The sequence below is a fragment of the Paenibacillus barengoltzii G22 genome (assembly GCF_000403375.2).
In the GTDB taxonomy this organism is placed as follows: Bacteria; Bacillota; Bacilli; order Paenibacillales; family Paenibacillaceae; genus Fontibacillus; species Fontibacillus barengoltzii.
Genome location: NZ_KE159652.1, coordinates 263,818 through 279,175, shown reverse-complemented (window position 1 = coordinate 279,175; position 15,358 = coordinate 263,818). Strand labels below are relative to the sequence as shown.

Here is a 15,358-nt window from a genome sequence, read left to right as displayed (position 1 = left end):
TTTCCTCCTGTCTTAAAGTAATCGTATATCGACATCTCCTACAAGATAGGAAATGATGATTTTCACTTTTTGGTCACGGGTCTCGTAATTCGGCGACTTCCAATACAGCCGATTGAGCATGCCCGTCTCTTTATCGTGACTGAAATCGATTTGCCCGAACAAGACAAACGCTTCGATCTCCACGCCGTAATCTTCCGGAATCACTAAATCCACGTCCCCGACAATCCCTTGAAACATGAGGACGTTTTGCCCGCCTTCCATCATCGCCAGCGATAAATCGATGTCAAGCTCGCCAAGCACATGCCACATGCTTGTGTTCCGCAAGTTCCACGGATCGCGATCCCAACGGACGCTGGAGGTGATGTTTTGCTTCTGCACGTAATTACCTTGCGGTTGGGTTTTGCGAACTTTCGCGTAGTAGTACCCCAGCGAGATCATCAGAATCGCCAAGATCAGCATGAAATGATCCAGTAGAATGAGTCCGCCGCCGATCGCCATTAAGATATAGCCGGTCTTGACCTGTTCGCCCTGCCGAATTTTATATATACCGAACCCGAGCAAAAAGAGGGCGACAATGGTAAAGAAACTCAGCCACTTCCCGAAAATCAACAGTAAGCCAAATCCGATTAAGCCGATGGCTAAGAACCTTTTCCTTGTATCCATGTGCCGCACCTCCCAGCAGGTTCATAGAGTTGTAAAAAGCCATAACGGCATGGCCTCCCATACCGTATGGCTTCACCAGTATTTAGAATATCACAATGTCCAGCGGACGTGTACCTATTCCTTGTCTTCTTCGCGAGCTGCGGACGGGTTCAATTTTGCTTTCAGCGCTTCAAGCTGCGCATCCACTTTCAACTGCTTCTCGGCATCAGCCGGGCTGATGTAAGGGGAAGACGAGGATCCACGATAAACCATGCCCGCAACTTCGGCTTCTGCTTCCAGTTGCATGATCTTCTCTTCCATCCGGTGGAATCCGAGCGAAGCGTTGCCGCTTTCGATCGTATGCAGCGTGCTGATTTGCGACATTTGCTTTCTGGCTTTCGCCATTTGCGCACGGCTTACCAGCTCGTTCCGTTTGTTGCGCAGTTTATAGAACTCGTCTTTCATATCGTGCAGCTGCTGTTTGAGTTCGGCAGCATGTGCTTCAGCTTGCGCGTGCAGCTCGGCGAATTCCGTTTGCTTTTGGTCGTAATGGATTTTCTCCTCCAGCATTTTGCGGGCAACTTCCTCCTGCCCATTACGGAGTGCCAGCTCAGCTTGAGCCTCCCGTTGTGCAGAGATACGGATCGCTTCATCCAGACGTTGCTTCATCCGGCGCTCGTTGGCCATTTGCTTCGCAACAGTCACTTCGGCGTCGCGAATTTCAGCCTCCATATCGCGCAGGTATTGGTTCAGCATGACAATCGGGTCTTCCACCTTATCCAGCAAATCATTTACAGACGCTTTCGTAATATCTTTAATTCTTTTGAATACTCCCATCGTTTACACTTCTCCCTTCTCGTATTCGGAGAGCTTCTTACGCAGCTCTTCCAATTCTTTTTTCAAGGCTTTCTTCTCAATATCTTCCATCATGGAATCCAGACTGGATGCGCCCGGAGCGGACTGGAAGCCGGCTCCCGAAGCACCTGCGCCGTATTGCGGCGGCTGGGTTCCGTAAGTATTACCGGTTGGATTACCGTACGGTGGACGGGGACCAAAGCGTTGATCCTCGTAGAAGTCCCGGCGTTTACCGCCGTAACCCGGATGCGGGCCGCTGCCCGGCCATCCGCCATGATAGTACGGATCGTGGGGCTGATAAGGCTCCTTGGATATTACCAAGGTAGCGATGAAGTAGATGAAGATCGTTGTCCCGCCGGTAAAAAATATGCTGAGAAAAGCGATCAACCGGAGCACACCGACGTTAATTCCGAAATATTCTCCGAGCCCTCCGATCAAACCGCTGATCCAGCGATCTCGTCTGGATCGGTATAAGGGTCTTCCCATCGATTCTTACTCCTCTCGCTGGTTATTTAGCTTCTGCTTCAAGCGGGAGAGCTCCTGTTCCAGAGTTGATTGAACGGCGGAACCGGCTTGGTTCAAGAAATCCGAACCCGCTCTCCGCAATTCGCGCAGGCTGCGGGCTTCCCATTCCATATCGGATACCCGGTCCTCCAAGCGATGGAACATCTTCGGCACATCCTGCATGCCGTAACCGTTCATCCGCTGGTTCATCCGCTGCTGTAAACGAAGCGTCTCCATTCTTGCGTAGTAGTACTGCCGTTTGTTGTATACGACTTGATATTCGGTCTTCAATTCGTTGAGTTGAGCTTCAAGCTCCTGCAGCGATTCCATGCTTTGCGTGTACAGCTCGGTGTATTGCTCAACCTTTTCCTCGTACAGCATCTTCTCCTGCAGGGCCAGCTTCGCCAAGTGCTCCTCGCCTGCTTTCAAAGCAAGCAGCGCTTGTTCCTCACGTTTGTCGCGCATCACCTTGGCTTGATCGACCTGCTGCTTCAATTGCTTCGCGTGTCCGCTGTATTGATAATGAAGCTTCTCGGCTTCCGCAATTTCCTGCCGCGTTTCTATCAGAAATTGGTCGATCAAGCGAACCGGATCCTGCGATTGTTCCAACTTCTCATTTAGAGTAGCTACCGTAATATCTCGTACTCGACGAAATACACTCATGACATCCTTCCCTCCTAACCTTTCGGTTCACATTCAAGTTCATCTGCATGTATTTAATCAATCAGTAACTCCGTTTGCCTCTTAAGGAAGAGATACCGTAAACGATTAATCCAATACCTAAGAGCGGAACGATCAGCCAGGCCAGCTTGGAGATCAAGGAAATGACCCCGAAAATCAACACCAGCCATCCGAAGAAGGCGTTCCCCCGTCGAATCCCGTAATAGCCGAGACCGATCATGACAATCGCAATCACCAGTCCGAACAGGCTGCCCAGGAAAGGAGTTAATTTGCCCAGCAGAATCAGTGCGCCAAGGGCAATCAGTACAAAAGCAAATACATTCGGTCGATTGGTTCTCATTGAATATTTCACCGCCTCTCATTTGATCAACCTTATGTCTCTATTCTAGGATGATTACGGGTTATCCAAAACGGACTGGGGACGGTTTTTCAACCTAGACCTAAGTCGAGGATACGCTCAGCCTGAGGGTTTATGGGGAAAGGCAGAGTTTCTCCGCAAATGGTTTACATTCTAGTCAAGTCAGTCTATAATGAAGTAATAATGACTAAACAATAGAAAATGGAAGTTATCGGAGGAGCCTGTCAAATGACGGGCTCTTTTTGCCTTTTTTTGACCGATAATGGTACAATTCCACCCCTGCGCGCCAAGCTATCATGCCCTCAGGGACATCTAACTTGGAGAGGAGAGTTCATATGGAGCAACAAGCAATTTGGGCCATCGTCATTTTTCTACTAACTTATGCACTCATCATTTCGGAGAAAATCCATCGGACGCTGCTGGCTATGGTCGGTGCCGTTCTGATGATCATCCTCGGCATCGTGGATCAGGAGTCTGCGATTCATCACATCGATTTTAATACGCTAGGTCTCTTGATCGGTATGATGATCATCGTGAACACCACGGCAGAAACAGGGTTATTCAAATATATCGGGATTTGGACGGCTCGGATCGCCAAAGGGAACCCCGTAACCATCCTATGGCTCCTGGCGTTAATTACAGCGGTTGCTTCCGCATTTTTGGACAATGTAACCACAATTATTCTGATGGTACCGGTCGCCTTTAGCATTACCCGGCAGTTGAAGATCAAGGCATTTCCTTTCATCTTCTCGATGGTCATAGCCTCAAATATCGGAGGAACGGCCACATTAATCGGGGATCCGCCTAATATTATGATCGGCAGCGCTGTCAAGGAATTGACCTTCATTGCTTTCCTGCAGCACTTGGCGCCCATCGTGATCGTGATCCTGGCCGCTACCCTGCCGCTTCTTGTGCTGATCTTCCGGAAGCAAATCCAGTCCACGCCGGAGAATCAGAAGAACATCATGAACATCAGCTTGGACGGCTTGATCACGGACAAGAAGCTGCTGATTAAATGTCTGATCATTTTGGGCTTGACGCTGCTTGGCTTCTTCCTGCATCAGACATTCCATCTGGAATCGGCGACCGTGGCGCTCGCTGGAGCCTTCCTGTTGTTGCTGCTCACAGGCGAGCACGTGATGGAGAGAGCGTTCCGTTCCGTCGAATGGCCAACCATCTTCTTCTTTATTGGATTGTTCGTCCTGGTCGGCGGTTTGATTGACACCGGTACGATCAAGCGGTTAGCGGAATGGTCCATCGACTTAACCGGAGGAGACCCGCTCACAACTTCCATGTTGATTCTCTGGCTAAGCGCGATCGCCTCTTCCTTCCTGGATAATATTCCGTTCGTCGCTACGATGATTCCAATGATTCAGGACATGGGCGCGATGGGAATCAGCAACTTGCAGCCGCTGTGGTGGAGTCTGGCCCTGGGTGCATGTCTTGGCGGCAACGGGACCCTGATCGGAGCCAGCGCCAATTTGATTGCTGCAGGCATGTCTGCCAAGGAAGGGGAGCCGATTACGTTTGTCCGCTACTTGAAATATGGCTTCCTGCTGATGATTCTGTCGATCATCTTCGCAAGCGCGTATATTCTGATTCGGTATTTCCTAATCTAATAGAGGTCCATCCAAGTCAACTCTTTCTTTGGAAAGAATGACGTCGATATGCTATCCTTAATAGTAAGTAAATAGATGTCGAGGGGAGGGATGACGCATGACAACGCAACAACTAAGGCTTCGTTGGTTAGCTGTGGTGGTATTGACGTTGGTCCTGGCGTTGTCCCTCCCTTCCTTTATTTCATCCCCCGTTCATGCAGAGTCTCGTGGGGAAGAGACGCTTGAGACCGATTATGGCCATGTGCAGAACAAGGTATCACTTCGCCTCAATAGTACACCGTCTTACGGCAAGCTGTTTATCGACAGAACCCCGCATCAACTGGATGCCGTCTCGGCCTTGATCAGCTTTATGCTGCTGGCGCCATGGGCGTGTTTCCGACCGTTATTCTGCCTGCTGTTAAAGCGGCGTCTGCTTATGCCCATCAAATTTACGAGCATGTTCGTGGCTTAACCGAAGTTGTATCGTTTTTTTGATCCAGTCTCCTGCAGGACTTTCACGTTTTTTCAAACGAAATCGCATGAGGCTTATTTTGTTATTACCCAAAATGGAAAAATGACTTTAAAAACTGGAGGCTTGACTCAAATGAATCTCAAAGAAACAGATCTGCCAGGAATCGGTAAACAATTCGTGGTCCAGGCCCGCAGCGGCGACAAACTCTCGATCGTTATTCATAATAATGGACGGCGCGAATTATCACATTTCGATGAAGACGATCCGGACAACAGCGTTTCCATGGTCACTTTGGATGACGATGAGGCGAGATATATCTCTGCCATTATTAGCGGTGCGACATATAAGCCAACAGCAATGGAGAACATTGAAGTGGCTTTAGGCGATCTGATCATTGAGTGGTATAAATTAGATTCAAACTATAAAGCGATTGGCAAAACCATTGGCGAGTTGAAAATTCGTCAGCGTTCTGGAGCAACGATCATCGCCGTAATCGAGAAGAACCACAAGAAACACATCAATCCCGGACCTGATCTGATGCTGACCTCCGAGGCGACGGTGGTCGTGCTTGGCGAACGTCTCCATCAACAACAAATCAGACAGATCCTATTGAGCGGAAAATAATTCATTGGATCATCTCATGCTGAAGGCGGTTTGTCCTTCACCCGGATCGCGGCGAGCAGATAGTCTACTGTCCGCGATCTATCCGTTGCTTGGTATAAGAACCGCCTGCCCTTGATGATGGGTTTATCCAGTTAGGAGGGGTCGGTTTGAAACACCAGTTAAGAATTCATTCCTCCCGGAAGACCCGCAGCGGCTTCAAGACACTAATTCCGACGTTTGGCCATGCTGCCGGCGTCATCGCTGGCGCATTGCTTGCATCGGTCGGCTTAGAGCTGTTCCTGATGCCCCACAGCATTGTCGTTGGAGGAATGACCGGATTATCCGCATTGCTGGCGTTAAAGACGGAAATGCGGCTTGGATTGTTCTTGTTCTTGTTGAATCTGCCCTTGCTCTTTCTATATCGTAAAAATATCCACTGGTCCTACGGGATCTTCACAGTGCTGGGCGTATTGGTATTTTCATTGGGGACGCTTGTGCTCCATCCTTATCCTTCCCTGATTGACGAACCGCTTCTGGCGGCGTTGATCGGGGGATTATCCTTGGGAATTGGACTGGGTTTAGCCCTGCGTTTTGGAGGGGCATTGGATATTGCGGAGAAAGCCGTGAACCAGCTCCAATATGGCAGATTGTCCCCCGAGCGGATTTTGCTGATGCTGAACTGCCTAATCCTGATTGGTGCGGGCTTTCATTTTGGCTTTCTCCAGGCCCTCTATTCGGTGATCGCCTACCTGTCCGCCTTTGAAGCCGTCAAGCTTCTGGTCCAAGGCGGGATCTTCACCCAAACGGTGCGAATTAAGAGCCGCCATTGTGCTGCGATCCAGAGGGAACTGTTGCGATATCTGAACCGTTCGGCCGTTTATCGGCTGGATCCCGAAGTAACTGGGGACGAGGAAGGGATGGGCATTTTGGAAATCCACTGCCATCGGCTGGAGCGGTCCCGCTTGATTTCCATCGTTCATCAATGTGACCGCGAGAGTGAAATTACGTTTCTTCCAAGGAAATAAACGAAATGAGCCGCAGGAATGTACTCCTGCGGCTCTTTATTTTCTATCGTGGGGCCCAATTTAAAATTCTTCGTAAACGGCAGGATCCTGGTTTCGAATCCGCCCGTCTGGACGGGACAAGCCGTTGATCTGCTTCATTTCTTCCTCGTCTAGCGCAAAGTCGAAGATCGAGAGGTTCTCGATTTGCCGAGCCGCAGAGGCCGATTTCGGGATGGATACAGCGCCCAGCTGGTGATGCCAACGCAAAATAATTTGAGACACCGACTTGTCATGCCGCTGCGCGATTTGCTGTAGTGTCTCATGCTGCAGCACCTCATTGCCATGGGCCAACGGACTCCAGGATTCCGTGACGATTCCATGCGCTTCATGATACTTACGCTGCTCGGCCTGATTAAAGAACGGATGCAGCTCAATTTGGTTAACGCTTGGCGTCACGCCCGTTTGCTCGATGAGGCGGTCCAGATGGTCCGGCAGGAAATTGCTGACACCGATAGAACGGATCAGCCCCCATTTTTTAGCGTCGATGAGAGCTTGCCACGCTTCCACATAATGCCCTTGCTTTGGATTAGGCCAATGAATCAGATACAGATCGTAGTAGTCGAGCTGTGCCCGGTACAGCGATTCTTGAATCGCTTTGACCGCTTTATCGTAGGTGTGGTAACGCCCGGGCAGCTTGGATGTGATGATCAGCTCTTCCCTCGGCACGGCAGAACGCCTTACCGCCTCACCTACCGTTCCCTCGTTCTCATAGTTATACGCGGAGTCTAGCAAACGATAGCCGGAGCGGATCGCGTGTACAATCGACTGCACGCCTTCGCTGCCGCGGAGCGTGTAGGTTCCGAGCCCGACTACCGGCAGTTTCAAACCGTCATTTAGCGTAATTTCTGGAATGATATGACCCAAGCTGAACACTCCTTTCGGATAAGTACTCTCTCAGAATATCATAATTCAATTGATATGAAAAAACGAACAGAAATCGCCAAATGCGGCGATTTCTGCGGAATGTGTATGAAATTTCATATCAATTCAGATCTTACGCCCGATCCCATCCACGATCCTTCAATAGCTTGATGAACAAGCCGCCAACTACCGTCCGATGCTGGAAGCCGATCTGCCGCGCCGTCTTCGTGTCGTACCAATCCGTGAACGGTACGCGGTCCCGCGTCTCGTTCAGGAATACCCAGAGCGGCTCAACGATCCGCTGGAACTCTTCGCGCGTCTCCGCGAGCGTCCCAGCCCAGACGAGCCAATCGGCCTTCGTATAGGCTGCCCGATTATCCAGCGGTGTGCCATACCGTTCCTGTTTCTTCTGATACCATGCCACTTCACGGCGGATGATTTCCTGATTGAACAAGCCAGTTCCGAAGATGCCGTCCCAGACGAGGTTATATTTTAGACTCCAGGTCCCCGGCTGACCAAAGGCGAGCAGTGTATGGTTCTCATCGCTCGGATCGGCGGCGAGCACTTTCCACTGGCGCGCCATTTCGGCAGAGGCTTTGCGGTAACGCTCCGCTTGTTCCTGATCGCCCAGCAGTTCGCATAACAGCCCATAGCTGGCAACGCCCATCACGGCTTTCGCTGACAGGTTCGCATTGCGTGCCAGATGCCCTGCGAAATCGTCGGTACACAATTGATGCTCCGGATCCAACCCATGCTTCAACAAATAGTTGGCCCATTGGGCGAGCAACTCCCGATGTTCCTCGACGAAGCTCGTATTCCCGTCAGCCAGCGTAACTGCGGCTGCCATGACCAACATATTGCCGCACTCTTCCACCGGCATTTGCCCTTCGAGCTTGTTCTCGCCGTATACCTGACCGTTGGCCAGCGGATATTGACCTACGTCATGCGGGGCAAATTCAAATGTCCAGGCGTCGCTGGCAGCGTATTTGAAGATTGGGCGCATCATGCCGCGAACCAGCTCGGGCTGGTACAGCAAGAACAGTGGAATCGAAGGATAGCTCACGTCCACCGTCGCTATACAGCCGTTACTGAAGCATTCCTTCGACATGAACAGCACCTGTCCGTCAGGATCCAGAACCAGTTTGTGTGCTGCAATCGCCTGTCGGTAGGATAAGGACAGGATATCGGCATATTTCTCCCCGCCGGCACGGATTGCGTCCTCGCGAAGCTTGGCATCAAAAGAATCGCAGCGGGCAAGAACATCCGAATAATCCCGGAACGCTTCGTGGAGCAAAGTCGGGAAGGTTTTTCCGTCTTTTCTCCAATACGCCTCCAAAGGCTGACCAAAATACTCAATCGCATACACGTCATCATAAGCAAGAACGAGGAGATGCGTCTTCTCATCCGTTCCGCTGACTTCACCGGCATTCCATACCGAAGCCATCACAAGCTCAGCCTCGCGAACGGGCTGTGGATGGGATAACGGAGCCGCACCTTCCTGAAGGCGAACTTCACCTTCCCGAACGAATTGCTTGCGGATCTGTGCCCGATCCAGATAGGTTTCAACATCCGATGCCTGCTTGACGGCCAGCATGAAGGTGCCCCAATCGATGCGCTGGTCATCACCCGAGCGATGAAGCGGGTTCTGCTCAACATGGCGAACCTGCAGTACGTTGAGATCGCCTTGCACCTCTTGTTGCCAAGTAATCGCCTGATCGGTTTCATTCACGCACCATTCGCCGGTGACGTCGACATAGATCCGCACTTGGTGAGGCTTCCCATCGAGGGAACGCACGCGGAACGCGACATAGGAAGCCGGCCGCGACAGCAGCTCGAGGTCGTCCGGCAGCAGCGGACTCGTAAAAGTCACGTCCAGCCCAACGCCTCCGGCCTCGAACTGATAGCGGGTGGAGAGCGGTGTGACTTCAAGTCCAGTTTGGTTCATCGCCTCCGGCTCTGTATAATACCGTTCCGGGTTAGATTCAACGCGTCCGGCAAACCGCCAGGCTACGCCGTCGATATAAGCCAAGCCGGTGAACGCTTGCCGACGCCCGGTCCAATGGCGGGTGAAATCGTCGGTTAATGAATCCGCCATCGACCAGACGCTGAAAAAGGGATCAATGGTAACCAAAGGTACTGCCGGTGGACGCAATTTTGTACTCATTCGAAATCTGCCTCCTATCTGGATCATGCGATTTGTCCAATCGTTTTTATCTGTTCCATTTCGTTTCCTATTTTGTCACGGTGATGCGGGTTCCTCCATCTCCGTGCTCGTAATGAAGGAGCAGCGTGTGTGACTTCGCGTCCCATTCGAACGGCAGAGTGACGTTTGACGCCGAAGCCGAGCCGTCTTCCTGCTGCAGTCCCAACACATCTGCCGTCACCCCCGTTGGTTTCGCTTCACAGCGAATCCGCGCCACAGCTTGCAGCGGACGAGGCCCCTTAGCCGTAAACGTAATGGCATTCTCCTCCTCGCGATAATCCTCAATCCGGGAGGATGCGGCAATCACTCTAAAGCCAGGTTCAGAGTCGGGGCTGTGGCTGCCCGGCCCGGTGTAGGCTAAATCATAAAGCAAGGCCTGATGTCCGGGCTGTACGGAAACCCGTTCCAGAACAGGCAAACCGGGTTCAAGCAAGTCTACGAAAAGTCCTTCCAGCTCCAGCGGCTCATCGCTGACCGATTCGGTCATCACGGACGCGATAACATATGGACCGCGGCGAAGATGGAAATAGTTCACCGGCTCCCAGCGGAGCGCGTCCGCTGACGTTGGAACCAACACTCCTTCTGCGGAACCTCCAGCCACTGTCTGCGCTGCAGATGAATCCCCTGACGCGCCTGACGCCGCAGACGCTTCTCCGCGGCCGAGCAGCTCCATCGCTTCCCGTACGGCGGTACGATACCGTTCCGCTGCCTCCGCACTTTCCGCGATCCTGTTTGGGCGCAGCGGCAAATAACTGACCAGGCCGGCGCCAACTCGGGTGACACCTTCTGTCGCTGCTCCAGCTGCGCTTGGCAAGCCGAGACATTCGAACAGGTGGGCCCGGGGGGAATCGTAGCGCCGCCGTCCCTGATTCCACCATTCCCGCACCTGATGATACGGATCACTGTCATCGCCAACATATATCAGCGCTCCGCCTTCCCGCACCCATTGTGCCAAAGCGTTATGCAAATCCGGGTACTCCGGCTTCATAAATTCATAGCTTAGGACTAACACGCGGTAGTCATCCAAATATCCCGGGAACCGCCGAACGTTATCCAACTGCACTGGCCGTACCGGCAGTCCATGCTTTACGAGCGGCAGCGTCAGCCCGTAAAAAGGCGAGAAATTCAGCAGCTCCACCGCCGATTCATCGCTCAGCTCCACCTCGTTCGTCCCGTCGTATTTCTGCATAAAGCCGGACGTTTGCGTCCCAATTCGCTTCCGCTGGAACATGGCTGAATCGGCGAGGAGCACGCCGGTGACAGCGGTATTGCCGTACGCCTGGACCTCTTCCTGATCCATATTGCCAAGCGTATGCATCACGTTCAGCAGCACTGTCGCGTAATCGGTCGGAATTCCCTCTTTGCCGTTGCCATCAGCGGAAGGATATTGCCCCTTAAAAATCCGGCGGGGCCAAGGGGCGACCTCATAGCGGGAAACCGCCGGGTGCAATAGCGAAGCGATCAACGTCTTCGTGTAGTTCTCGCGGTAATCGATCCACGTCCGTGTCGGATCGTCCTCGATCGGATCGTGCAGGAACCACATGCGGCGGTGCGTCCCGCGCACCAGTTCCTGCATGATGCCATATTCCAGGAACGCCGTCTCGAATGTCCGCTCCGCCCGTTTCCCTTCGTATACGTTCGCCGTGCGGGACGTTCCCGTCCAAATTTGGGCGATATAACCGTCAATCGCCGGTAAATCGAGCAGCCGGGATTCCGGACTGACGATCCGCCATTGGGTATAGTTAATCAAGCTGTGGGTGGGTACAAAAAAACGCAGCGGTCGATTATACCGGACCAGCGAATATTCCTTCAACGCCGAACAGATGCGGTCCAGACAACGCGTGTACAGATAAGCCTTCAGCTTGGACGCGCGGTATTGCGCGTCCTCCGAAGTGTGGGGCGGTTGCCAAGGCTCGTTATAGTAATTACGCCATTCGCGTTTGAACGCCTCAGAGTATCCGCCTTCCACCCAGAATTCCGGTTCCTCCAGGTGAATGGCCTCCACACCGGCATCCACTGCCGGCCGAATTCGCTCGATGAGAAAATTCGCATAACTGATGGTTGGTACCATATAGGGAACATCCACCGAGGTTCCATGGATGATCGTCTCGCCATCTTGATACTTCTGGGCTTCATCCCAATGGGAGCGGTCGTCAACATGGCCGTTTAGATAGTCCTGGTAACCGCCCCAGGACACTCCGGTCATGAGATGCACATGGTAGCCCCGCTCCGCCCATTCGCGAATACGTTGGGGCATCGTTTCCCCAATGCCATACACCATCACAAAATCCGTCTGCAAATCGTAGGCCGCATGATAAGCACCGCTTTCCTGAAATCCGGTCCGTTCTTCCGCCCTTGCTCTTCCCGTCACTCCTAAGCCCTCCCTTTGTAACTTAGAGTTCGTTCACAGCCAACCTCATTCACAGCTATCTTAAAAACCTCTGCTGCACTCAATCCGTCATTAAGCTAACTGAATGCGAATCGATTTGATCTCAAACGGCGTAAATTGCAAGCGAATCCGATCCGTATTTTCGGCCATCAGCCCCATCGGCTCCTCCAGCAGATTTACTTCTTCAATGGTCCGGCAAGCCGGTCCAAAGCTTAGCTCGCCATCCGCTCCAGCTCCTGCCGTTTCGTACAGACGAACGATCAGATGATCGCTGTCCTCGGCCTTCTTCACCGCTTCAATCATCACGTTAGGATGATCAATCGCAAGGAAGGGCTTCCCGTGCAAGGAACTGCTGCGAGGCGTCCCGCCGCCTTGAGGCGGCACCGGGATGGCCGCAGCGGATGCAATCGGAACGTTCAGCTCATAACCTTTGCGGTATACGCCGGCTTGGATAAAGTCACCCGCATGCGGATACAGCGCATAAGTGAAGCGATGTTCCGCCCGATCGGCCTGCGGATCTGGATATCCCGGGCTGCGCAGCAAGTTCAAATCCAGCACGTTGCCTTCTGCACTATGCCCGTATTTGCAGTCATTCAGCAGCGCCACGCCGTAATCCGGCTGCGACAGATCGAGGTAATGGTGAGCGCAAATTTCATCGCGGGCAAATTCGATCGCATTATTGCGCGTTGTTGCCCGTTTTAACACCCCAAACTGAATTTCGCAGTTTACCTGATCGCTGACAACAGCCACCGGGAAAGCAACCCGGAGCATTTTACCGGTTTCCCGCCAATCGGCTTCCGTTTCGAAGCGCAGCACATCATCGCCTTGCAGCAAGCGGATCGTTTGCTTTAACGTTGATTCCCCGAAGCGGTAAACTTGCTCGACCACCGCCTGCGGCCCCGAGACGTAAGCGCGCCGGCTTTCCAGCGTCATCGTTCCGGCAATCGTATCGCGATAGTCGCGCGGGAAGTCCCAGGCATCGCCGTCATCATGGTAAACCGTAAATACGTTAGCCTCAGCGCCCGGCTGAATCGCTTCCCGCCCGGCGGCTTTATCGTACAGCGACACGATGCTGCCGTTCTCGGCAAACCGAACCGCAAGCCGTTCATTCTCCAGCCGGAAGTCCTCGGCAATGAATGCATGTTCCGAAGCCGCTGGTTCTACTGCAGCCTCCGTGAGCTTGCGCCAGCTCATCGCCGGTACCTGCACGTACTTCCAGCTTCCGCCGAGCTCAACCCATTCCTGACGGTCCCAAGGCAAGGAGTTGAACAGCACAAGTTCACCGGCGTCAGCCCCGGACAAGCCAGCGATTCGTCCATAAGCTTCCGCAATCATCGCTTGGACTTCCTCCAGCAGCTTGGCGTAGCGCTCTAACGACTCGTCGTACACCCGGGTGATCGAGGATCCTGGCAAAATATCATGGAATTGATATAAGAGTACTTCCTTCCAGATCTTCTCGAGCCGGGCCGACGGGTACTCTGCCGGGCTTGCGCCTAGGGCAATCTGCAGCGATGCCGCGAATTCAAGCTCACGCAGCGCCTTTTCCAACTTGCGGTTATACCACTTGTTGCGCGCTTGTGTCGTTAACGTCCCTTGGTGCTTCTCCAGATACAGTTCGCCGCGGTACGTTTGGAATCGCGAAGCCTCTTGTTCCAACCGCTTGAAGAAGTCGATCGCCGGCTCCTGAACGACCGGTGGAAGTCCCAGCAGGTTCACCTCTCGCTCAAGCCGCTCCAGGTGTTCTTCCCCTGGTCCGCCGCCGCCGTCGCCGATCCCGAACAGCATCAAGGCATGCTCCGAGACGTTCCGATCGAGATAGTCCCGTTCGATCTTGGTCAGAGACCGCGGAGCCGCCGGGCTGTTATAAGTATCCTCCGGCGGCAGGTGCGTAAGCACCTTCGTCCCGTCGATGCCTTCCCACATGAAGCTGTGGTGCGGATGCGTATTATAGGTGCTCCAGGAAAGCTTCTGCGTCATCATGTAGTCGACACCAGACTTCTTCAGCAACTGCGGCAGACTGCCCGTATATCCAAACACGTCAGGCAACCACAACACCTTCATGTCCTTGCCGAACTCCTCCCGGAAGAACCGCTTGCCATACAGGATTTGCCGCACTAGCGCTTCGCCGCCGGAGATGTTCGTGTCCGGTTCAACCCACATCGCGCCTTGCGCTTCCCAGCGTCCTTCGCGGATCCGCTCCTTCACTTCGGCGTACAGCTGCGGATAGTACTCCTTCATCCACTGGTACAGCTGCGGCTGGCTTGCGCCAAACACGTAACTCGGATACTTCTCCATGTTCCGCAGCGCCGTAGCAAAAGTACGGGCTCCCTTGCGAATCGTCTCGCGAATCGGCCACAGCCAGGCCAGATCGATATGCGCGTGGCCAATAGCGCTGATCGTCAGGACAGGATCCCCGCCTTTCTTCGCCAGTTCGCGGGCCACATGCGCTTTCGCCAAGCGTACCGTTTCATCATTGATCTCCGACAGCTGAAGAGCTGCTTCATAGACAGATTGCAGCACCTGAGCTTTTCTGGCGCTGGAATCCGGCAGCTGCTCAACCAGCTCGATGAGCACTTCCAGATCGTAAGCCAATTGCCGAGCTTCCTCATGGCAAATGGCGATGTCCGCTTCCTTCAGCGTTCCGCTGCGATAATGTCCAAATAGGTCATTGCAGCCGCCGTCTCCCCACAGATTGATCGTTTCCCCGCCTCGGGCGGCGGTACTCACGTCCACCACCCGCTTACCCGGCCGACCTAGGCTGTAGTCGAATTCGGAGCTAACGTTCGTTAAGCCTTGCCGCGGGGTTCCCGCTTCATCTACGAGACATAATTCTCCATTAATATCGATCAACAGAACGACCTTTTGGCCAGCGGCCGTTTCCGGTACGGTTCCTTGAAAATGAAACCAGGCGCAATCCCACAGCTCTCCCCATTTATCCCCAGGTTGAAGCCGGATGTGCCGGCCGCTCATTCGCTCGGCGTAAGGGACCGGCTCTTTCGTCACCCAAGCTTCAACCTCCAACCCGGCAATCGGGCGGTAAATGTATTCCTGTAGTTTGGCAAGCCTTTGCTTTGCCTTTTGGATCATAATGTGGTTCGTTTCATACGGCATGCTGCATCACTCTTTCA

The 15,358-nt window shown here is 53.2% G+C and carries 13 protein-coding genes; 4 read left to right on the top strand and 9 right to left on the bottom strand.

Annotated elements, in window-relative coordinates; genetic code table 11:
• Window positions 1-12 precede the first annotated feature (12 nt).
• The 5 genes from liaF to C812_RS01350 form a co-directional block, all read right to left on the bottom strand.
• Window positions 13-663, bottom strand: coding sequence for a cell wall-active antibiotics response protein LiaF (liaF, locus tag C812_RS01370; RefSeq protein WP_016310894.1), 651 nt, complete (start codon window positions 661-663; stop codon window positions 13-15).
• Window positions 664-777: 114 nt separating this feature from the next.
• On the bottom strand, window positions 778-1,479 hold the full coding sequence (locus C812_RS01365; protein ID WP_016310893.1) for a PspA/IM30 family protein: 702 nt from the start codon (window positions 1,477-1,479) through the stop codon (window positions 778-780).
• A 3-nt stretch (window positions 1,480-1,482) separates the two neighbouring features.
• A complete protein-coding gene (locus C812_RS01360; RefSeq protein ID WP_016310892.1) occupies window positions 1,483-1,983 on the bottom strand; it encodes a PspC domain-containing protein in 501 nt (166 codons plus the stop codon).
• A 6-nt stretch (window positions 1,984-1,989) separates the two neighbouring features.
• On the bottom strand, window positions 1,990-2,664 hold the full coding sequence (locus C812_RS01355) for a PspA/IM30 family protein (protein ID WP_009224714.1): 675 nt from the start codon (window positions 2,662-2,664) through the stop codon (window positions 1,990-1,992).
• Window positions 2,665-2,725: 61 nt separating this feature from the next.
• Entirely contained in the window at window positions 2,726-3,022 is a 297-nt protein-coding gene (locus tag C812_RS01350) for a hypothetical protein (RefSeq protein WP_016310891.1), read from the bottom strand.
• Window positions 3,023-3,375: 353 nt separating this feature from the next.
• Here C812_RS01350 and C812_RS01345 point away from each other — a divergent pair, with 353 nt between their 5' ends.
• The 4 genes from C812_RS01345 (at window position 3,376) to C812_RS01330 (ending at window position 6,738) form a co-directional block, all read left to right on the top strand.
• Window positions 3,376-4,659 carry an ArsB/NhaD family transporter gene (locus tag C812_RS01345; protein ID WP_016310890.1) on the top strand — a complete coding sequence of 428 codons (1,284 nt, stop codon included), beginning with the start codon at window positions 3,376-3,378 and terminating at the stop codon, window positions 4,657-4,659.
• 97 nt (window positions 4,660-4,756) lie between these two features.
• Window positions 4,757-5,110, top strand: coding sequence for a hypothetical protein (locus tag C812_RS01340; RefSeq protein ID WP_009224702.1), 354 nt, complete (start codon window positions 4,757-4,759; stop codon window positions 5,108-5,110).
• A 132-nt stretch (window positions 5,111-5,242) separates the two neighbouring features.
• On the top strand, window positions 5,243-5,734 hold the full coding sequence (locus tag C812_RS01335; protein WP_016310889.1) for a cation:proton antiporter regulatory subunit: 492 nt from the start codon (window positions 5,243-5,245) through the stop codon (window positions 5,732-5,734).
• 146 nt (window positions 5,735-5,880) lie between these two features.
• Window positions 5,881-6,738, top strand: a complete 858-nt coding sequence (locus C812_RS01330; protein WP_016310888.1) for a YitT family protein — start codon at window positions 5,881-5,883, stop codon at window positions 6,736-6,738.
• Between the two features lie 60 nt (window positions 6,739-6,798).
• Here C812_RS01330 and C812_RS01325 read toward each other — a convergent pair whose 3' ends face one another.
• From C812_RS01325 to C812_RS01310, 4 genes are all read right to left on the bottom strand, one after another.
• On the bottom strand, window positions 6,799-7,641 hold the full coding sequence (locus C812_RS01325; protein ID WP_016310887.1) for an aldo/keto reductase: 843 nt from the start codon (window positions 7,639-7,641) through the stop codon (window positions 6,799-6,801).
• Window positions 7,642-7,771: 130 nt separating this feature from the next.
• Entirely contained in the window at window positions 7,772-9,802 is a 2,031-nt protein-coding gene (locus tag C812_RS01320; RefSeq protein WP_016310886.1) for a glutaminase family protein, read from the bottom strand.
• A 67-nt stretch (window positions 9,803-9,869) separates the two neighbouring features.
• Complete coding sequence (locus C812_RS01315) at window positions 9,870-12,212, bottom strand: hypothetical protein (RefSeq protein WP_016310885.1); 2,343 nt, start codon at window positions 12,210-12,212, stop codon at window positions 9,870-9,872.
• Window positions 12,213-12,302: 90 nt separating this feature from the next.
• A complete protein-coding gene (locus tag C812_RS01310; RefSeq protein WP_016310884.1) occupies window positions 12,303-15,341 on the bottom strand; it encodes an alpha-mannosidase in 3,039 nt (1,012 codons plus the stop codon).
• Window positions 15,342-15,358: the final 17 nt, after the last annotated feature.

Coding starts and splice junctions, on each gene's coding strand:
- C812_RS01310 (WP_016310884.1), bottom strand. CDS start 15,341: ATGCCGTATGAAACGAACCACATTATGATCCAAAAGGCAAAGCAAAGG.
- liaF (WP_016310894.1), bottom strand. CDS start 663: ATGGATACAAGGAAAAGGTTCTTAGCCATCGGCTTAATCGGATTTGGC.
- C812_RS01365 (WP_016310893.1), bottom strand. CDS start 1,479: ATGGGAGTATTCAAAAGAATTAAAGATATTACGAAAGCGTCTGTAAAT.
- C812_RS01320 (WP_016310886.1), bottom strand. CDS start 9,802: ATGAGTACAAAATTGCGTCCACCGGCAGTACCTTTGGTTACCATTGAT.
- C812_RS01355 (WP_009224714.1), bottom strand. CDS start 2,664: ATGAGTGTATTTCGTCGAGTACGAGATATTACGGTAGCTACTCTAAAT.
- C812_RS01360 (WP_016310892.1), bottom strand. CDS start 1,983: ATGGGAAGACCCTTATACCGATCCAGACGAGATCGCTGGATCAGCGGT.
- C812_RS01350 (WP_016310891.1), bottom strand. CDS start 3,022: ATGAGAACCAATCGACCGAATGTATTTGCTTTTGTACTGATTGCCCTT.
- C812_RS01340 (WP_009224702.1), top strand. CDS start 4,757: ATGACAACGCAACAACTAAGGCTTCGTTGGTTAGCTGTGGTGGTATTG.
- C812_RS01345 (WP_016310890.1), top strand. CDS start 3,376: ATGGAGCAACAAGCAATTTGGGCCATCGTCATTTTTCTACTAACTTAT.
- C812_RS01335 (WP_016310889.1), top strand. CDS start 5,243: ATGAATCTCAAAGAAACAGATCTGCCAGGAATCGGTAAACAATTCGTG.